General features: G+C 43.5%; 14 protein-coding genes and 1 pseudogene. 11 read left to right on the top strand and 4 right to left on the bottom strand.

Going from position 1 to position 17,013, the window contains the following annotated elements; all coding sequences use genetic code 11:
• Positions 1-19: 19 nt before the first annotated feature.
• Genes AC1HDJ_RS02945 through AC1HDJ_RS02970 form a run of 6 tightly spaced genes read left to right on the top strand, consistent with a single transcriptional unit; the run spans position 20 to position 5,642 of the window.
• Positions 20-949, top strand: a complete 930-nt coding sequence (locus tag AC1HDJ_RS02945) for an NAD-dependent epimerase/dehydratase family protein (protein ID WP_479533233.1) — start codon at positions 20-22, stop codon at positions 947-949.
• Positions 950-2,239: an NAD(P)/FAD-dependent oxidoreductase gene (locus tag AC1HDJ_RS02950; protein ID WP_479533235.1), complete on the top strand. Its 1,290-nt coding sequence runs from the start codon at positions 950-952 to the stop codon at positions 2,237-2,239.
• Positions 2,240-2,632, top strand: a complete 393-nt coding sequence (locus tag AC1HDJ_RS02955) for a GtrA family protein (RefSeq protein ID WP_479533237.1) — start codon at positions 2,240-2,242, stop codon at positions 2,630-2,632.
• 34 nt (positions 2,633-2,666) lie between these two features.
• Complete coding sequence (locus AC1HDJ_RS02960) at positions 2,667-3,590, top strand: lysylphosphatidylglycerol synthase transmembrane domain-containing protein (RefSeq protein WP_479536974.1); 924 nt, start codon at positions 2,667-2,669, stop codon at positions 3,588-3,590.
• A gap of 14 nt (positions 3,591-3,604) precedes the next feature.
• Positions 3,605-4,519, top strand: a complete 915-nt coding sequence (locus AC1HDJ_RS02965) for a glycosyltransferase family 2 protein (protein ID WP_479533239.1) — start codon at positions 3,605-3,607, stop codon at positions 4,517-4,519.
• Complete coding sequence (locus AC1HDJ_RS02970) at positions 4,503-5,642, top strand: glycosyltransferase family 4 protein (protein ID WP_479533241.1); 1,140 nt, start codon at positions 4,503-4,505, stop codon at positions 5,640-5,642. The genes AC1HDJ_RS02965 and AC1HDJ_RS02970 overlap by 17 nt, the downstream gene beginning before the upstream one ends.
• A 54-nt stretch (positions 5,643-5,696) precedes the next feature.
• Here the strand turns inward: AC1HDJ_RS02970 and AC1HDJ_RS02975 are convergent.
• Positions 5,697-6,368 (bottom strand): annotated as a pseudogene (locus AC1HDJ_RS02975) (IS1 family transposase).
• Between the two features lie 70 nt (positions 6,369-6,438).
• Here AC1HDJ_RS02975 and AC1HDJ_RS02980 point away from each other — a divergent pair.
• The 3 genes from AC1HDJ_RS02980 to AC1HDJ_RS02990 all read left to right on the top strand — a co-directional run bounded on the left by AC1HDJ_RS02980 (position 6,439) and on the right by AC1HDJ_RS02990 (position 10,020).
• Positions 6,439-7,416: a UDP-glucose 4-epimerase family protein gene (locus AC1HDJ_RS02980; RefSeq protein WP_479533243.1), complete on the top strand. Its 978-nt coding sequence runs from the start codon at positions 6,439-6,441 to the stop codon at positions 7,414-7,416.
• Between the two features lie 8 nt (positions 7,417-7,424).
• The gene (locus AC1HDJ_RS02985; protein WP_479533245.1) at positions 7,425-7,976 is read left to right on the top strand and encodes a sugar transferase; all 552 of its coding nucleotides are present in this window, start codon (positions 7,425-7,427) and stop codon (positions 7,974-7,976) included.
• A 103-nt stretch (positions 7,977-8,079) separates the two neighbouring features.
• Positions 8,080-10,020: a polysaccharide biosynthesis protein gene (locus tag AC1HDJ_RS02990; protein ID WP_479533247.1), complete on the top strand. Its 1,941-nt coding sequence runs from the start codon at positions 8,080-8,082 to the stop codon at positions 10,018-10,020.
• A gap of 131 nt (positions 10,021-10,151) precedes the next feature.
• Here AC1HDJ_RS02990 and AC1HDJ_RS02995 read toward each other — a convergent pair whose 3' ends face one another.
• The 3 genes from AC1HDJ_RS02995 to AC1HDJ_RS03005 all read right to left on the bottom strand — a co-directional run bounded on the left by AC1HDJ_RS02995 (position 10,152) and on the right by AC1HDJ_RS03005 (position 13,704).
• Positions 10,152-10,691: a DUF3332 domain-containing protein gene (locus tag AC1HDJ_RS02995; protein WP_479533249.1), complete on the bottom strand. Its 540-nt coding sequence runs from the start codon at positions 10,689-10,691 to the stop codon at positions 10,152-10,154.
• A gap of 209 nt (positions 10,692-10,900) precedes the next feature.
• Entirely contained in the window at positions 10,901-12,466 is a 1,566-nt protein-coding gene (locus tag AC1HDJ_RS03000) for an EAL domain-containing protein (RefSeq protein WP_479533251.1), read from the bottom strand.
• A 395-nt stretch (positions 12,467-12,861) separates the two neighbouring features.
• Entirely contained in the window at positions 12,862-13,704 is an 843-nt protein-coding gene (locus AC1HDJ_RS03005) for a 23S rRNA (adenine(2030)-N(6))-methyltransferase RlmJ (RefSeq protein ID WP_479533253.1), read from the bottom strand.
• Between the two features lie 105 nt (positions 13,705-13,809).
• On the opposite strand from AC1HDJ_RS03005, the gene prlC reads away from it, so the two are divergent.
• Entirely contained in the window at positions 13,810-15,891 is a 2,082-nt protein-coding gene (gene prlC, locus AC1HDJ_RS03010; protein ID WP_479533255.1) for an oligopeptidase A, read from the top strand.
• 267 nt (positions 15,892-16,158) lie between these two features.
• Positions 16,159-16,914 (top strand): 16S rRNA (guanine(1516)-N(2))-methyltransferase RsmJ, encoded by a 756-nt coding sequence (rsmJ, locus tag AC1HDJ_RS03015; RefSeq protein ID WP_479533257.1) that lies wholly within the window; start codon positions 16,159-16,161, stop codon positions 16,912-16,914.
• Positions 16,915-17,013 lie beyond the last annotated feature (99 nt).

A 17,013-nucleotide genomic window follows, 5' to 3' on the forward strand; every position in this document is an offset into this window, starting at 1 on the left:
TAAAATTTAAAGAGGTTGTATGAAAGTTGTTTTACCCGGTGGCGCTGGTCTAGTTGGCCAAAATTTAGTTGTTAGATTGAAGGCTAAAGGTTTTACAGACTTAGTGGTTCTTGACAAGCATAAATCTAACATAGAGATACTGAAAAGAACGCATCCTGATATTACCGTTGTATACGCAGACTTAGCAGAAGATGGTGACTGGAAGCAGTACTTCGATGGGGCAGATAGCGTTGTTATGCTTCAAGCTCAGATTGGTGCTAAAGAAACAGAATTGTTTGTTAGAAATAATATCACTGCAACTAAGCACGTGCTCGATGCCATAAAAAAACATGATATTAAACACACTGTTCACATCAGCTCATCAGTCGTCGAATCTGTTGCAGATGACGATTATACCAATACCAAAAAAGAGCAAGAGAAAATCGTTCTCGATAGCGGTATTGAGTGTGTCGTACTAAGACCTACTCTTATGTTCGGTTGGTTTGATCGTAAGCATCTAGGCTGGCTATCGCGCTTTATGACTAAGGTACCAGTGTTCCCGATTCCCGGGGATGGTAAATATATGCGTCAGCCGTTGTATGTAGGTGATTTCGCAAACATAATTATTAGTTGTATTGAAAGCCGTCGAGTAGGGGGTGTGTTCAACATTTCTGGCCTAGAGATGGTTGACTATATTGATATCATTCGTGAAATTAAGCGTGCGATTAAATCTAAAACGCTAATCATTAATATACCGTTCAAGCTTTTTTGGGTTTTATTAAAAATATGGGCGATTTTTGATCGTAATCCACCGTTTACCGCTGATCAGCTTGATGCTTTAGTTGCATCTGACGAATTCGAAGTTATAGATTGGGAAGGAGAATTTAATGTAACCGCAACTTGTTTTAAGGATGCGATTCATGAAACGTTCTGTGATCCAGTATATAGCAAAATCGAGTTGGAGTTTTAAGTGAAAAAAAATATTGCTGTTTTAGGTGCTGGGCCTATGGGGCTGACGGTAGCCTACGAACTAGTGAAAAAAGGCCACAGTGTTACTGTCTATGAGGCTGATGATCGCGTTGGTGGCATGACTGCTTCTTTTGACTTTGATGGTTTATCTATTGAACGTTACTACCATTTTATCTGTGCTAATGATCAACCACATTTTGATATGATCAAAGAAATTGGACTGAGTAGTAAGCTAAAGTGGACGAAGACAAAAATGGGATATTACTACCAAGGTGAGCTATTTCCTTGGGGAAATCCAATTGCACTTCTTAAGTTTCCTAAGTTGAGCTTTATCTCCAAACTTCGCTATGGGGCTCATGCATTTCTCTCCACTAAACGATCTAATTGGTCTAAGTTAGATAAAGTTGAAGCATCTGTCTGGATTAAAAAATGGATTGGTGAACAAGCCTATAATGTAATGTGGCGCAGTTTATTTGATCTAAAGTTCTACAATTATGCAAATAATCTTTCTGCGGCTTGGATATGGACTCGCATTAAGCGAATTGGTAATTCCCGTTATAGCATGATGGAAGAGAAATTAGGTTATCTGGAAGGTGGTTCAGAGATCTTACTTATTGCGATGAAGAACAAAATCGAAGATATAGGCGGTATTGTTAAGTTATCTTCACCTGCAGAACAAGTAGTGATTGAAAGTGGCAAAATCTGTGGTGTTAAAGTAAATGGTGAAATTCACCAGCATGATTTCGTGGTAAGTACTATCCCTGCACCATATATCCCTTCTATCATTCCAGACTTACCACAAGTAGAATTAAATAAGTTTAAATCCTTAAAGAATATTGCGGTTGTTTGTTTAATTGTCAAATTGCGCAAAGCGGTAACAGAAAATTTTTGGTTAAATATCAATGATAAACGTATGGATATACCGGGTATTGTTGAATATAGCAACTTGAACCCTTTGGAAGATAACATTGTATATGTTCCTTACTATATGCCAGAAGAACATCCAAAATACGCAGAATCTAACGATGTGTTTATTGGTAAAGTGAAATCATATCTTAAAATGATTAATCCTAAGTTGAACGATAATGATTTTATAGATATTCATGTGAGCAGATACAGATATGCACAGCCGATCTGCGAGCCGGGTTTTCTAGACACTCTACCGCCAGTTGATTTACCTATCGACGGGCTTTATGTCGCGGATACATCATATTACTATCCAGAAGATCGTGGGGTTTCTGAAGGTATTCGTTTTGGTAAAGAGATTGCGAATAAGGTGGATAAAAATTAAATGATTTCTCGCCAGTTTTTGATGTTTTTATGTACTGGTGGTGTGGCGGCAGCTGTCAATTTTGGCAGCTGCATCATTTTAAACCAGGTGATGACTTTTTCTAGTGCTATTATTGTTGCCTATCTGTTTGGTATGTGTACTGCTTTTATATTAGCTAAATTATTTGTTTTTAAAAAGAGTACTCATTCTACACTAAAATCAGCGTTTTACTTCGTCATTGTTAATGGCTTTGCAATATTTCAGACTTGGTCAATTACGCTCGTATTAGCGTACTATGTTCTTCCAGCTATAGGTGTGAGTAATTACGTTGATGAAATGTCTCATTTTGTTGGCGTTGTATTTCCTGTGTTTACGAGCTTTGCTGGTCATAAGTATTTTTCATTTAGGGAGTAATATGTTCAATGCGCGAATCCGTAGTCGAACAGCAATGTTGTTTTTTTTGTTATTGACATCGGTTTACGTTTTTACAGCATTCAAGCTCGATGATAGTTTGGCTCTTGATATGTTAGGTCATCTATCGTTAGAAAATATAATTACAATTATATTTATTTTCTCTTTAAGCCTCTTACTTAGGTATGCTCGATGGATTATATTGATGCGTCACCATCAGGTAAAGCAGAGCTTATTCTCTGGATTGTTGTTTTACATTTCAGGTTTTGCTTATTCTGCCACGCCAGGAAAGGTTGGCGAGTTATCTAGAGTAATCCATTATAATGCGATCGGGGTTCCGTCTTATGTTGTCGTTTCATGCTTTATCATTGAAAGGCTTTTTGATCTTGTTGCAGTTCTTATTTTATCGACAATTATGTTCGCAAATATTGATGGCTTAGAGTTCGTGGCCGCATTGGTTATTTTAATGATTAGTGTTGTGATTTTTTTTGTCTTAAATAAAAATGTAATTAAAGCTCTGTGCAAATTGATGTTTCGGTTTAAATTAAAAAAAACACTAAGGGTGATGCTGTTATTTTATCTCGCAATTAATAGTGTTAGAAATAACTTAAGTTACAAGCGAGGAGTTGTAGTATTTGTTTTGGCTCTGATGGCTTGGAGCATGGTATCTTTAGTTTTTGTGTATACTTGCTGGTTGTTTCACTTGGATATTGAAGTGTCTAATTTATACTCAATTTATCCTGTAGCTATGCTGTCTGGTGCTGTGTCTTTTATTCCGGGTGGTGTAGGTGCTACAGAAGGGGTTATGATTTTACTTTTGAACCAATTTGGTACTCCTGTGGCTGTAGCTACAATGATTGCAATTATAGTTAGAATTTCAACTTTATGGCTTGCTATATTATTAGGTTTTATTTGTACAGTAAAGCTGAGCTTATCTTCAAATTATAAACTTCATGAGTAGCTAGTAAACTCTATTTGGCAGCAAAAAATATGTATCGAAATTTGGCAGCAATTATTGTGACATTTAACCCAGAGATAGATGGGTTGACTCAGTTAATTGATTTAATCCGTGATCAAGTTGGGAGAGTATTCATTATAGATAATGGATCGGAAATCAGTATTCTACCATATATAAATAAGGCGTGTGAATTAATCGAGCTTGATGATAATTTCGGCATTGCAAAGGCTCAAAATATAGGTCTACTTAAAGCCATAAATAACGGTTATACTGATTTTATATTCTTTGATCAGGATAGCATGCCAGAATCAAGCATGATCGAAAAAATGCTCATGATGCGTAAATTAGCTGAAGAGTCAGGCATTAATATAGCTGCAGTTGGGCCATTACATATTGATAAATGTAATGGAAAGGAATGTACATATATTGACACTAGTACTGATAAATTACGTAAAATAACCCCGTCTAAGCTAAAATCTCTTGGGATTAATTTCACTCAGTGTGATTTTCTTATTGCTTCAGGCTGTTTGTTTTCCAAAAAATCGTTAGAATTAGTTGGTTTTATGGAAGATGAACTTTTTATCGATTGTGTTGATATAGAGTGGGGTTATCGGGCATTAGATTTAGGTTTATCTTGTGTTGTTACGTTTGATGCAATAATGCATCATAAAATCGGTGATGACTCTTTACACCTTTTTGGCAGAAACCTAACAACTCACTCTCCTATCCGACATTATTATTTCTATCGAAATTTTTATACTTTACTTAAACGTAGCTATATCCCATCTTGTTGGAAGCGTCATACTTTATTGAAGTCTTCAATTCAGGCTGTTATATTTTCATCATTTTTGCCTCCGAGGTTTGAGCAGTTTAAATATATTGTCAAAGGTGTATTCCACGGGGTGATTGGGAAAAATGGAAAGTTTAAATAAAAAAATTGCTTTTGTTATTAATGTTGATTGGTATTTCAAGTTACATTGGATAGAGAGGGCGGACTACTTTAAGTCATCGGGATATTCAATCCATGTTATCAGTAGTTTTCAAGATGAGAAGATAAAAAATCATTTGTTGTCGCGTGGTTACTATTGTCATGATTTTATAATTAAACGTAAGAGCGTCAATCCTTTTAGAGAATTCACAAGCATTGCTCATTTATATCGACTTATAAAGAAAATTAATCCAGATTTAATTCATAGCGTTACAATTAAGCCAAATATCTATGCGGGCCTTTTAAATTTGGTGCTTATTAATAAGCCGATTGTTTTTGGAATTACAGGTCTTGGGGCTGTTTTTAGTTCGTCAACGTATAAATTCGCCTGTATAAAACACATTATTTCTACATGTTATAAATTAATATCTAATTCTAGAACTCATTTTATTTTTGAGAATGGTGACGATTTTGCTTTGTTTAAAAGATTAGGCGTAATAAAAAATGATAATGGAACTTTAATTAAAGGGGCTGGAATAGATTTAAATCGTTTCAAGCCTACTACCTTATTAGCTACTGATAGTGTCCTGTTTGCCGCACGCTTGTTAGAGGACAAGGGGCTTGCATGTTTAATTGAAGCAAAAAGAATTTTGCAGAAGCAAGGCTATAATTTCAAGCTTAATGTTGCTGGTATCATTGATAATGATGTTTCTAATGCTATACCATTTAGCCAAATCGAGGATTGGGATAGAAATGGTGATATTAATTGGCTTGGTAGCGTTATAGATATGCCAAATTTAATCAATAATAATGCTATTATTTGCTTACCGACTACATATGGTGAAGGTGTGCCAAGAATTTTAATTGAAGCTGCGGCATGTCAGAGGGCTATTGTTGCTACTAATGTTAGTGGTTGTCGGGAAATAGTCAGTCATGGCTATAATGGCTATTTAGTAGAACCAAATAGTCCTGAGTTATTGGCAGGTTATTTAAAATTGTTGCTTGAGGATAATCTTAAGCTAGTAAGTTTTGGTGAAAACGGACGTTATAAAGTAGAGTCTGAGTTTTCACAAGAAATTGTATTTGAGAAAACTCAGAGAGTATATCGTCAGGTTTTAGGGTTATAGCTTGTAGGAGAAGAAATTAAGATTTATGGTTGTATGTCAAAATGGTGATTAACATTAGGCGTAATGCACACATTTGATAAACGTACTAATGACCTTGTCATGTATTCCAGTCGATTTTGAGTACCTCAGTATCTTACGGTTTGGCCGTTTCAGCCTGTTGCGAAAGTTCAGATTTTCACGTTCAATACGTTGTGTGTAAAGTTACCCGTGATGTATTTTTCATTCGGTAAGAGGCCATAAACATTGATATTGTCCGTACACCAGAAAGCTACATTAAAACCTGAAAATAATCCCAGTAACTTACGCAGCGTGTTGCCAAAAGAGTCAGCAATAATACGCTTGAGGCCACCCATATGTACTACAGCCAGTGTTGCTGCTTTCTATTGCTGATAAATGGCCATATTTTATTAACTTTGTAAATGATCTGAATTTACCGATTATCCAGCGGAAAAGAGATTCCTTTTTTCGGTGAGAGTTTTTTAGAGTACGCCAACAGTATTAATGCTGATGTACAATATGCGAGTGGTGTTTCTGGCCCGTTATTATTCATGGCAAGGTTGAAAATTTGAGTATTCACTCACTCCCTATTAGTCGGCAGTGAGTGAATACTCAAGTGAAGGTTTCGGTGGTATGACTGACAGTGATAAAATTAGATTCCCAGCCATATTTTTTCACCGAATCTGTTTGCTTGCAAAATGAGCATTTTACATCAACCTTAGCCGTGATGATCTCTTTGATAAAAAGAAGTCGAGTATCTGATTATACTCCGGATTAAATATGCAACCAAAGATATAATATGATAAAATTAGAAAACAAGATGGTATTAAAAATATTAGTCACCGGAGCATCAGGATTCCTTGGTAGCCGGATACTGGTCTTGGCACATAAGCGAGGTGAGTTACTAGTTGCGCAATCACGTAGTAAACAAAACAGTGCATTTGAGCAAGTGCAGCTTGATATTACAGCTGAAACAGACTGGCGAAAATCTTTAGTGGGTGTTGATTGTGTGATTCATTGTGCTGCTAAAGTACATCAAATGCAGGATAGTGGTATTGATATATTAAGTGAATATAGAGCTGTTAATACAGAGGGAACACTTAATTTAGCTCGTCAAGCTGTAGCCGCCGGAGTTAGTCGCTTTATTTTTCTAAGTTCAATTAAAGTTAACGGCGAAGAAACTAAAAGTCAGGAACCTTTTCGATTTGATGATTGTATACAGCCTGTAGATCCTTATGCGTTGAGTAAATTTGAAGCAGAACAACGATTATTGTCTTTATCAAGGCAGACAGGATTGGAAGTTGTCATTATTCGCCCTCCATTGGTATATGGTGAGGGGGTTAAGGCAAACTTTCTGTCTATGATGAGATGGATGAAAAAATGCATTCCTTTACCTTTTGGGGCAATCAATAATCGAAGAAGTTTAGTTTATGTTGATAATCTTGTTGATCTGATCCTTTTGTGTTGTCGGCATCCCAATGCGGCGGGTAAAGTTTTTTTGGTTTCAGATGATCATGATGTATCGCTAACACAGCTGCTTAAAGAGATAGCTGTCCAGATGCAGATAAAGAGTAGATTAATACCTATACCTCAACCATTGTTGCAAGGTCTATTTTCTATGGTTCGTATGAAAGGTATTAGCCAGCGTTTATGTGGTAACTTAGTATTAGATATTACAGAGACAAAAAAAATATTAGGCTGGCATCCTCCAGTTACGTTTGAACAAGGTATTAAACGTACCGTTGATGACTATTTATTACAGCAGGCTAAACGATAATGCATTCTATGCTAAGAGTATTCGATTTTACTTTTTCTTTATTAGGGTTGTTTTTTTTATGGCCTTTGTTGATTTTAATTTATATCATCGGTTATTTTGATACTGGATCACCTATTTTTTTTCAGCAGCGGGTTGGCCGTGAACAAAACCCCTTTACCTTAATTAAGTTTCGTACTATGCCAGTACATACCGCTTCGGTTGCAACACATTTAGTCAGTGCTGCTGAAATTACCTCTTTAGGTCGGTTTTTACGAAAGACTAAACTTGATGAGTTGCCCCAGTTAATTAATGTAATTAAAGGTGATATGAGCTTGGTTGGCCCTCGCCCATGCTTATTTAATCAGCATGAGTTGATTTTTGAACGTCAATCAAGAGGTGTGTTTGGTGTATTGCCAGGAATCACGGGTTTAGCACAAATCAATAATATTGATATGTCTACCCCAATAAAACTAGCTGAGTTTGATCAGAAAATGATAAAAACAATGAGTTTAAAAAACTATATCGGCTACATTGTTAAAACAGTATTGGGAAATGGAAGTGGTGACAGGATAAAGCCCTGACTTTTTTTAACCGCAAAGGATACTTTAATGTATAGGTAGGTAATAGCTAGTGATTAAAAGTGTGTTTTTTATACTAAATATCTATTGAATGATGAGAAAGATCATGAGTCTCTCGAGTGGTAATTATTTACTTGGTTTTTTAGGTACCCTTTCTCGTACAAGTAAAAGACTTATCTCTGTATGCACTGATAGTATTCTGATTACATTAACCTTTTGGGGGGCATATTGGATTCGGTTAGAAGATGAGTGGCCAATAGATAGCCTGCACCACTGGTTATTATTAGCTGCATTGGTGTTTTTTAGTATTACTATTTTTGCTCGTTTAGGTTTATATCGTGCAGTGCTGCGTTATGTAAGCTTTCGCGTGTTATGGACTATTTTACTTGGGGCCTCGCTTTCTACCAGTTTTTTTGTTGTTACCGCATTTTACTTTAATGTTTTTTTACCTCGAACAGTATCCGTAATTTTTTTAACCTTTTTAGTACTTTCTATTGGTGGTGTTCGTTTATTTTTCCGTGCGTTATTGAATACTACAAAACTAGCACGAGCGCAGGTTATTATTTATGGTGCAGGGTCATCTGGTCGTCAGTTACAAGTTGCGTTATTGCAGGGGAGTGATTTTTATCCTGTTGCGTTTGTAGATGATGATCCGGTTAAGCAAGGTTGCACCATCCAAAACTGTTCAGTATTCCCAAGCACTCAACTGCCAATATTAATTAATCATCATGGTGTCAGTAAAATTCTATTGGCAATGCCGAGTAGTTCTAAACAACGCCGCTTAGAGGTGATTAATAGTCTAGAGGCATTCCCTTGTGAAGTACTTTCTATTCCGGGAATGGTAGATTTAGTTGAAGGCCATGCAAAAATCAGTAATCTAAAAAAAGTATCTATTGATGATTTATTAGGTCGAGACTCTGTAGCACCCAATGCAAAACTTTTAGCAGAGAATATAGCAGGTAAAGCGGTTATGGTTACCGGAGCAGGGGGGTCAATTGGCTCTGAACTATGCCGACAAATTATACGGCAAAAACCTGCTAAGTTAGTACTATTTGAGTTATCTGAATATGCTTTATATGCTATTGAAAAAGAGCTATCAGAACTATGCAATAAAGAAAGGCTTGATATTAAAATAGCCCCGCTATTAGGCTCTGTACAGCGGCAAAACCGTTTACAAGCAGTAATGAAATCTTTTGGCGTGCAAACAGTCTACCATGCTGCGGCATATAAGCATGTGCCATTAGTTGAGCACAATGTGGTAGAAGGTGTACGCAATAATGTGTTTGGTACACTATATTGCGCGCAATCAGCCATTGCTTCCGGTGTAGAAACCTTTGTTCTTATTTCAACAGATAAAGCAGTTCGCCCAACTAATACTATGGGTACAACAAAGCGTTTAGCCGAGTTAGTGTTGCAGGCCTTATCTGCTGAGCAGCCTAAAACCCGCTTTTGTATGGTACGTTTTGGTAATGTGCTGGGTTCATCAGGTTCAGTTGTACCTCTGTTTGAGCGGCAAATTAGCCAAGGTGGGCCAGTTACGCTCACCCACCGCGATATTATCCGTTACTTTATGACGATTCCAGAAGCTTCTCAGCTGGTTATCCAAGCTGGGGCAATGGGTAAAGGAGGCGATGTTTTTGTATTGGATATGGGCGATCCGGTAAAAATTTACGATCTGGCAAAACGGATGATCCGTTTAAGTGGCTTAACCGTCCGTAATGAAAATAACCCAGAGGGCGATATTGCCATTGAGGTGACGGGTTTACGCCCAGGTGAAAAATTGTATGAAGAGCTGCTAATTGGTGATTCAGTAAAGGGTACAACGCACCCACGTATCATGACAGCCAATGAAGTTATGCTGAATTGGGCTGAGCTTTCAGTACTGCTTAAGCAATTAGATGAGGCTTGCCATGATTTTGATCACGAGCGAATTCGGCAATTGCTGTTAAAAGCTCCCGCGGCTTTCCAGCCAACAGATGGTATTTGTGATTTGGTGTGGCAGGCAAAACAAGAGTCTGGTGCATTGAGTAACGTGGTGCATTTGTAATTTACAGCAACACACCGATCGCGTTATCGCCCCACGGCCGGCATGTTCAGTGCTTAATTGCGATAAAATTAAACGCTATGGTGGTGTTCCCTCACCGTGGCCACAGCGTTTAGCGCAGGTGGTGGCGGCGCTTAACTCTGCATCTGTTGCTGGTGATACTGCTGCAGCTCTGCCACGCTAACGCGAGAAATAAACTCATCGTTTAAATAAAAATCCACGTTTTCGTCTACTTTTTTACCGCGCAGTGTATGTTGTGCGCCATTCGTATAGGTGACATGCATATCAAGCGTGTTGTCATCTACCGGCATAATGTTTGCGTGCTTAATCTGGTTATTGGCCAGAGGTGCGCGGGTTAGTGAACGGTCAAGTTTTGGGTTAACCTTGATCACTGCGCCCATTTTCTCATCAACCAATGCAGGTGCGCGTTGGGTGATTGGGTTTTTACCCGTCCAGAACTCAATACTGTTGAAAATAAACAGATCAGCTGTAGCGGTGATGCCGTACACCGGGCTTAACAGTACATACAACCCCGCACGACCATAGCGGTTATCAATGGCGGATAAGTTGGCTTGGGTCAGCATTTTAGATGCGCCCATCTGCCCCATACAACCACTCAATGTAGTCGCAATTAACAGTACGCCGAGGCTTTTGAGCATAAATTGTGTTTTCACGTGTAAATAACCGATTAAAAATGGGGCGGCAATTTTAAAAGAAAACCGTATTCAGGTCGATAAACTGCGTATAAGCCTGCAGTAAAAGCGCACAATTAGATTATAAGCGCGAGTAAAACAACAAAAGATAAACCCGTGTTAGCGGCTAGCTGATCGTTAAGCACCTAAAATGTTAAGCACCTAAAATACAGCGTTGATCTGCTCTCATTTTAGAGGGAAGGCGTGCTTTCCAACCACTCCCCCAACTCCTCAATCTGCATCGGTTTAGCAAACAGAAAACCTTGCAGAGTCTGTACACCTTTCGCTTGCAGATAAGCGGCTTGGTGCTCGCTTTCAACCCCTTCGGCAACAATAGAGATTTGCAGGCGGTGCGCCAGGCTGATAATGCTGTCGAGTACCGCGGTCTCAATGTCAGGGTCATCAATGCTGCGGGTAAAGCGCTTGTCGATTTTCAGATATTGCGGTTTGAGGCGGTGCAGGTAGCTCAAAGAGCAGTGGCCAGTACCAAAATCATCCAGCGCCAGCGTAACGCCACCAATATCGAGCAGTGCACTGAACAGCTTTTGTTGTGGCTGGCCGAAGGAAAGCGGTGAGCTTTCAGTGATCTCAAGCACCAGCTGTATTCTTTCCGGTAAATGCTTGCGCAGTTTACGGGTATGCGCCAGCAGGGCTCGGTTATTAAAGTGATCAGCCGAGATATTGACCGACATCCGAAAGCTGTCTGCTAACCGCTCAATCGGCAGTTGCTGGGCATCTTCTGCGATAAGTTTCATCAGATGATGAGTTAGGCGCGGCATCAGCCGGTGCTGCTCTATCAGCGGAATAAAAATCTCAGGCGAAAGCAGTTCTGTGGCGCTGTAGTGCCAGCGCAGCAGCGCTTCCACCCCGACACAACCGCCAGTGTGGCTATCGATCAGCGGTTGATAGTACATCTGTAGCCGTTGCTGGCGAATTGCCGCACTGAGATCAAAGCTAACATGCTGGCGTAGGCTGTAGAGCCGGAACGCCAGCATCGCACCGCACAGGCCAAGCAGCAGGGCTATCTGTAGCGGTATACCAAGCAGTAACGGCAGCAGTTGTATACCGCTTGGGCCATACAGGTGCAGGCGAAACTCATGGTTCTGATCCTGCCAGCTAAAACGTGGCGGCGGTAGCTTGCCTATCTCCATTAACCGGCCGCTCTCACCTACGGCAGCCATAGAGCCAATCTGCAGTGAAAGGTAATCAACAAACGGCGGGCGCGGTTGCAGCAGCTGATGGGTCAGCGCATAAATATCGTGGATAGAGAGCACGCCCTGATCGGTTTTGCCGGGCGAAAGTTGCCAGTGCACAATCAGCGGGTAGCCCCCCAGCAGATCATAGCTGAACATCAGGCCGTGTGAGTGTTGCAGTAACTGGGGCAAGATAGGGGCAACCACCTGACTCTCATCCTCAAGGCTGGCAGAGGCGCAGTAGATTTTCCCCGCGCGGATCAGCAGATAACTGCGCACCTCGCGATCGCGCGTGGCGGCTTGCTGTAAATCAGTGCGAATGTTGTCACACGGCTGGCCAATCTGCGCACGCAAAGATTGATGCCAGCGTTTGTTAAACAGCCGCTGGCTGAGAATATCATCACTGATTTGGCTTAAGGTCAGTTGCTGCTGCTGACGGGCTTGTTCCTGCAATTGCAAAAAACTACTCAGTAGGGATAACAGCACGCACAGCAAACCGGCCAACAGTGCAATGCTCAGGCGGCGCAGGGTATAGCGTTTATGCAGTGCTGAGTAATAAGCCATGAAACTGAGTCAGTATCCTTAATAATTAACTGCTTTTGCTGTGCAGCTTGCCGGTAAACGGCTGTTTATGAGTCTAACAAATCGGCCCGATAACCTGAACCGCAGGTTATATTCTGTCGAGGCAGCGCCGGTTTTGCCGCAATAGATACCCGCAGCAGTACCGAGTATGCAACGGTTGCAAGCCAATAGCGGTTGATATGCATCAAGGTGAGCTGAAACAGAGTAGTGTTTTTTTACCGGAAGCGGGTAGTGAGATTGTGCGAAGTGGTGAGCGGTACAGTATTGTTGAACAAGATAATATTGTTGTACAAGATAAAGATCAACGGCTGATGGGGGATACACACCAGCCGTTTGCCGTTTTCAGCGTAATGATTCCGGTTCGTTATTCGGTCTTCTTACTCAGGGACAACCCAGTTTACGCTGAAATGGCCGGTGCCTTCTGGTGTCATGGCTTCGGTTATCCACGGCAGCAGGGTTTGCATCTGGCTTTCGAGCTGCCACGGCGGGTTGATCACTATCATGCCGGAAGCTGTCATGCCGCGATGATCGGAATCGGGCTTGATGCCTAACTCAATTTGCATAATTCGGCGGATACCGGTCTCTTCTAGCTGGCGCAGCATACGCTTGATGCTCTGGCGCAACACCACCGGATACCAGATGGCATACACACCGGTGGCAAAACGCTTATGCCCTTCAACAATTGCCTCAACTACGCGCTGATAATCCTCTTTCAGCTCGTAAGGTGGGTCAATCAGCACCAGTGCGCGGCGCTCTTTCGGCGGCAGTTGTGATTTTAGCTGTGGATAACCGTCGGTGCGTTTGGTAGTAGCACGCTCATCACGCGAAAACTCATTGCGCAGCAGCGGAAAATCGCTCGGGTGTAGCTCGGTCAGCAGCATACGATCTTGCGCCCGCAGCAAGTGCTGGGCAATCAGCGGCGAACCCGGGTAGTGGAACAGTTGCGGGCCGCGGTTGACCGCTTTTACCGCCGAAATATACGGGGCCAGCAGCTCAGGAATATCATCACGCTGCCAGATACGCGCAATGCCCTCAAGGTACTCACCGGTTTTGGTGGCATGGTCACTTTTCAGGTAGTAACGGCCCGCACCCGAGTGGGTATCAAGATACAAAAATGGCTTATCTTTCTGCTTGAGCGCTTCAATAATCAGCGATTGAACGCTGTGCTTGAGAACATCGGCATAATTGCCGGCGTGAAAACTGTGTCGATAGCTGAGCATGATAACCTCTCTCTTTGATCGCACATTATGCCTGAGTCACCATTGAATTTCGCCTGTTGTGTCGCCATCTTATAGAGAGATAATTTATTTTAAGGATAACTGACCATGAGCAACCCGCTGCTGAGCTTCAACGGATTACCGCCGTTTTCCCAGATCAAACCGGAGCAGGTTGTTCCGGCGGTCGAGCAGGCCATTACCGAATGCCGCGCTGAAGTTGACCGCGTACTGGCGCACGGCGCGCCTTTTACGTGGGAAAACTTGTGCGAGCCGCTCGCCGAGGTCAATGATCGTCTCAGCCGCTTGTGGTCACCGGTCGGCCATTTGAACTCGGTTAAAAACAGCCCCGAACTGCGCGATGCCTACCAGCAGTGCCTGCCGTTACTGTCAGAATATGGCACGTGGATGGGGCAACATGCCGGCTTATACCAAGCTTATAAAAACCTACACGATAGCGCAGCGTTCAGCCAGCTGACCGGCGCGCAGCGCAAAGCGGTGGAAAATAGCCTGCGTGATTTTGAGCTCTCGGGTATCGCCTTAAACCCTGAACAGCAACAGCGTTACGGGGAAATTATGGCGCGATTATCCGCGCTGTCGAATCAGTTTAGCAACCATGTGCTCGATGCCACCATGGGCTGGAGCAAGCTAGTCACTGATGTTGCTGATCTCAGCGGCATGCCAGAAAGTGCTCTGCTGGCGGCACAGGCTGCAGCCGAGGCCAAACAGCAGCAGGGCTATCTGCTCACGCTCGATATTCCAAGCTACCTGCCGGTGATGACCTATTGCGACAATCGTGCCCTGCGCCAAGAGCTGTATCAGGCTTTCAATACCCGCGCCTCAGATCAGGGCCCGCATGCCGGTCAGTGGGATAACACGCCGCTGATTGAAGAGATCCTCGCCCTGCGCCACGAGCTGGCACAACTGCTTGGCTTCCCGACCTATGCCGATAAATCACTGGCCACCAAAATGGCCGAAAACCCGCAGCAGGTGCTCGACTTTTTAAATAATCTGGCCACCCGCGCCCGCACACAGGGGCAAAAAGAGCTAGCCGAGTTGCAAGATTTTGCCCGCCAGCACTGTCAGGCCGAACAGCTTGATGTGTGGGATGTGGCCTATTACAGCGAAAAACAAAAACAGCACCTGTTCTCGATCAGTGATGAAGAGCTGCGCCCCTATTTTCCAGAAAACCGCGTGATCAGCGGGCTGTTTGAAGTCTTGCAGCGCGTGTTCGGTATTCAGGCCCGTGAACGTGCCACACACACCCGCGATACCGCCGCTAACGCTGCAGAAAACAGCATTGATGTGTGGGATAACAGCGTCCGCTTCTTTGAACTGGTTGATGCACAAGGCCAGTTGCGCGGCAGCTTCTACCTTGACCTGTATGCCCGCGAGCATAAACGTGGCGGCGCATGGATGGATGACTGTATCGGCCGCAACCGCCGTTTAGATGGCACACTGCAAAAACCGGTCGCCTATCTCACCTGTAACTTCAACAAACCGGTCGGCGGCAAACCGGCACTGTTTACCCATGATGAAGTGACCACCCTGTTCCACGAATTTGGCCACGGCATTCACCATATGCTGACCGAAGTGGATACCGGCGCAGTCTCCGGCATTAACGGTGTACCGTGGGATGCCGTTGAGTTGCCGAGCCAGTTTATGGAAAACTGGTGTTGGGAAGCCGAAGCACTGGCCTTTATCTCGGGCCATTACGAGAGCGGTGAACCGTTACCGGCCGATAAACTGCAAAAACTGCTCGATGCAAAAAACTATCAGGCTGCTATGTTTGTGCTGCGTCAGCTTGAATTTGCTCTGTTTGATTTCCGCCTGCACCACGAATACCAGCCCGAACAGGGCGCACGCGTACTCGAGATGCTGTTTGATGTGAAAGATAAAGTTGCAGTTATTGAAGCCCCGCGCTGGCAGCGTTTCCCGCACAGCTTTAGCCATATCTTTGCCGGTGGCTATGCAGCCGGTTACTACAGCTACCTGTGGGCCGAAGTGCTGTCGGCTGATGCTTTTGCTCGTTTTGAGGAAGAGGGCATTTTTAACCCACAAATCGGGCAAGATTTCTTGCACAGCATTCTTGAGCGTGGCGGCTCGGAAGCGCCAATGGCACTGTTTAAGCGTTTTCGTGGTCGTGAACCACAGCTTGATGCCCTGCTACGCCACAAAGGTATTGCCGGTTAAATGTTGCTTGGCTCAATAACCGCAGGTTAAATCTAAAGCAACAACACGTTTTGGCGGGATATAAGCCGATACCGTATACCGCCACAGACTAGGTTTTGATCACAGGCACGCTATAATAGCGTGCTTTTTTTTGGCCTTTTAGTTTTTGGTCTTTTGGTTTTGTTGTGGCGTTGTCAGTGGCTGCCGAATTCGGTGATGCTCTGCCCGCCTATTTATCGCTGATGCAGCCTCCCGCAGGCGCGCCGCGCCGATGTTCAGGAGTCTGCTTTGTACCCAATCCAGCTTATTTGCCAATCCCCCACTGATACCGCGCGGCTGGCCGAACTCGCTGCCCGCTGGCAGCTCGTCAACACCCCGGATGCCCCGTTCGCTCTGGTGCTAACGGAAAACCGCCTTGAGCTACAAAAGTGTGACGAACCCAAACTTGGCGCAATTTACGTCGATTTTGTGGCCGGTACTCAGGCACACCGGCGCAAGTTTGGCGGCGGGCGCGGTGAGGCGGTGGCTAAAGCTATCGGCATCAAAAAAGGCTACCTGCCCGACGTGGTCGATGCCACCGCAGGCTTGGGGCGCGATGGTTTTGTGCTCGCCAGCCTTGGCTGCAAAGTCCGGCTGCTTGAGCGCCATCCGGTGGTGGCCGCCTTGCTCGATGATGGCCTGCAGCGCGCATATGCCGATTCGGAGATCGGTGGCTGGATGCAGCAGCGGATGACACTGCTGCACGCCTCAAGCATTGATGCGCTGCATAACCTCACGCCACCGCCCGATGTGGTATATCTCGACCCTATGTATCCGCACAAAACCAAATCGGCGCTAGTGAAAAAAGAGATGCGGGTGTTTCAGTCATTAGTGGGGGCTGATTTGGATGCCGACTCCCTGCTAGCACCGGCATTGCAACTGGCCACCCGCCGAGTGGTGGTAAAACGCCCTGATTACGCCCCACCGCTCGCTGGGCAAAAAGCCAGTGCCGCCGTGCCGACCAAAAGCCACCGTTTTGATCTGTATGTAAAAAGTGCGATGTAGCCGTGGGTATTAGGCCTTCACCTCTCATCTTTTCGAATATTTCGAAAGTTGACTAAATTTCGAATATTTCGTATAATTTAGCCGATATACTGAGGATTT

Source organism: Plesiomonas sp. ISS29, assembly GCF_056522795.1.

What these genes read in the sequence shown, in the direction of transcription:
- AC1HDJ_RS02945 (WP_479533233.1), top strand. Translation starts at nt 20, where the DNA reads ATGAAAGTTGTTTTACCCGGTGGCGCTGGTCTAGTTGGCCAAAATTTA.
- AC1HDJ_RS02955 (WP_479533237.1), top strand. Translation starts at nt 2,240, where the DNA reads ATGATTTCTCGCCAGTTTTTGATGTTTTTATGTACTGGTGGTGTGGCG.
- AC1HDJ_RS02960 (WP_479536974.1), top strand. Translation starts at nt 2,667, where the DNA reads ATGTTGTTTTTTTTGTTATTGACATCGGTTTACGTTTTTACAGCATTC.
- AC1HDJ_RS02970 (WP_479533241.1), top strand. Translation starts at nt 4,503, where the DNA reads ATGGAAAGTTTAAATAAAAAAATTGCTTTTGTTATTAATGTTGATTGG.
- AC1HDJ_RS02980 (WP_479533243.1), top strand. Translation starts at nt 6,439, where the DNA reads ATGATAAAATTAGAAAACAAGATGGTATTAAAAATATTAGTCACCGGA.
- AC1HDJ_RS02985 (WP_479533245.1), top strand. Translation starts at nt 7,425, where the DNA reads ATGCTAAGAGTATTCGATTTTACTTTTTCTTTATTAGGGTTGTTTTTT.
- AC1HDJ_RS02990 (WP_479533247.1), top strand. Translation starts at nt 8,080, where the DNA reads ATGAGTCTCTCGAGTGGTAATTATTTACTTGGTTTTTTAGGTACCCTT.
- AC1HDJ_RS03000 (WP_479533251.1), bottom strand. Translation starts at nt 12,466, where the DNA reads ATGGCTTATTACTCAGCACTGCATAAACGCTATACCCTGCGCCGCCTG.
- AC1HDJ_RS03005 (WP_479533253.1), bottom strand. Translation starts at nt 13,704, where the DNA reads ATGCTCAGCTATCGACACAGTTTTCACGCCGGCAATTATGCCGATGTT.
- prlC (WP_479533255.1), top strand. Translation starts at nt 13,810, where the DNA reads ATGAGCAACCCGCTGCTGAGCTTCAACGGATTACCGCCGTTTTCCCAG.